The organism is Ideonella sp. P3_A4, assembly GCF_056403075.1.
The window spans coordinates 1-1,432 of record NZ_JBFUGE010001034.1 but is presented as its reverse complement, the minus strand read 5'-3'; the positions used below and the strand labels follow the sequence as shown (position 1 = coordinate 1,432).

Annotated in this window: 3 protein-coding genes; all 3 read left to right on the top strand. The window is 67.9% G+C overall.

Going from position 1 to position 1,432, the window contains the following annotated elements; translation table 11 throughout:
- Nucleotides 1–413, top strand: a 413-nt coding sequence (locus AC1DYI_RS35575) for a FliM/FliN family flagellar motor switch protein (RefSeq protein ID WP_477208806.1), incomplete at its 5' end; no start/stop codon positions are given.
- Nucleotides 414–434: 21 nt separating this feature from the next.
- Nucleotides 435–782 (top strand): FliM/FliN family flagellar motor switch protein, encoded by a 348-nt coding sequence (locus AC1DYI_RS35570; RefSeq protein ID WP_477208805.1) that lies wholly within the window; start codon nt 435–437, stop codon nt 780–782.
- 6 nt (nt 783–788) lie between these two features.
- Nucleotides 789–1,202 carry a hypothetical protein gene (locus AC1DYI_RS35565; protein ID WP_477208804.1) on the top strand — a complete coding sequence of 138 codons (414 nt, stop codon included), beginning with the start codon at nt 789–791 and terminating at the stop codon, nt 1,200–1,202.
- Nucleotides 1,203–1,432: the final 230 nt, after the last annotated feature.

Genomic DNA, 1,432 nt, shown 5'->3' with positions numbered 1-1,432 from the left:
CGGTTTCCTCGCCATCGCAGCCCAAGGCATGGTCGGGCGCGGTGCTTGTCGAATGCCGCATCCAGGGCGTGCAATCGATCGAGCTGAAGCTTCAAGGACGCCACGACGCGTGGCCGCGAGCGAGACGGCCGTCCAGGTCGGYGGCGCAAGGCGGCCTGTCTGCGCTCGATGTGCAAGTGGCGAATCAACCGGTCGCAGTGCGCGCGCGCATGGCCGACGTGACGCTGTCCCTGGGCGAATTGATGGGCCTCCGGCTGGGCGACGTCCTGGTGACGCCGCAGCGACTGGACATGCCGCTGGCCATCGAGGCGGGGCAGGGCGCCCCGCAGGCGTCACCGCTTTTCAACGGATGGCTGGCACAACGATCGGGCCACATGGCCGTTGCGCTGACTTCTGCCAACGACCGGCAGTGACCTTTGAATCAGGACCCACAGATGAACAACCCGAACGACAAGACTTCATCCGACAAGACGGCCGAGGCCCAGCTGATCGCGCTGCCCGAAGCCAAGGATCCGCCGGCTTCGGCCGCAAACCTCAGCTCGCCCCAGAGCCCATTGCTCGACGTCAAGGCGCGACTTCAGGTGTGCGTCGGCGAGGCCGTGATGACCGTGGGCGAACTGGCCTGTGCGAAGGTCGGGCAAGTCGTCACGCTCGACAGGGAAGTGGATGGCGCCATCGACCTGATGCTCGAAGGCAGGGTCGTGGCACGCGGTCAACTGGTTGCCGTCGGCGACTACTTCGGCGTTCGATTGACCGAGTTGCCCCTGCCGCTCAACAGCTAACCGACCATGGCACTCGAAGAGCCTGGCCGCAGCGCGAGCGATGTCGTCTCCGCGCCTTCGGCATCTACCGTCGCGCCCCTGCCGTTCAGGCCGGATTCCGCCGAGGTGGGCTTTCCCTGGGCTGGCGCCCTGCTGTTGCTGCTGCTGATCCTGGTGGCCGTGGCGGTGAAGTGGCGCGGTGCGGCGGCTCGTCCGGGTTGGCTGGCGCGCTGGGCGCCGGCCACAGCGGCTGCCGGCCGGCGTGCGCCTTCGCAAGGCGGGCTCGAAGTCGAGGCCACGACCCGTCTGAACCCGCAAGTTCAGCTGCATGTCGTGCGTTGGTCCGGGCGTCGCATTCTGCTGGCCACCGCCGCGAACATGCCGCCCGTCGTTCTGGATCGGCAAGACAGCGGCTCACCGATCGAGAGGGAGCCACTGTGATCGATCACTCGAAGTGGCGCAGGATCTTGGGCCGGGCCGCGGCAACGCTCTGCTTGGCCGGCTGCATGGGTGGGGCTCTTGCCCAGGCGACTGTCGAGGCTCAACCGGGCCCGAGCCTGGTCGCACAGGCAGAAGCCACCACGGCCGTACCGGCCCAGTCGTCCTCGGCGGCCGTCCCTGGCGAAGAGGCAACCACGAAGAGCAGCCGCACCAATCAGGCGGCCCGCAAG

Excerpts from the sequence above, each read along its gene's own strand:
- AC1DYI_RS35570 (WP_477208805.1), top strand. The coding sequence starts at position 435 with ATGAACAACCCGAACGACAAGACTTCATCCGACAAGACGGCCGAGGCC.
- AC1DYI_RS35565 (WP_477208804.1), top strand. The coding sequence starts at position 789 with ATGGCACTCGAAGAGCCTGGCCGCAGCGCGAGCGATGTCGTCTCCGCG.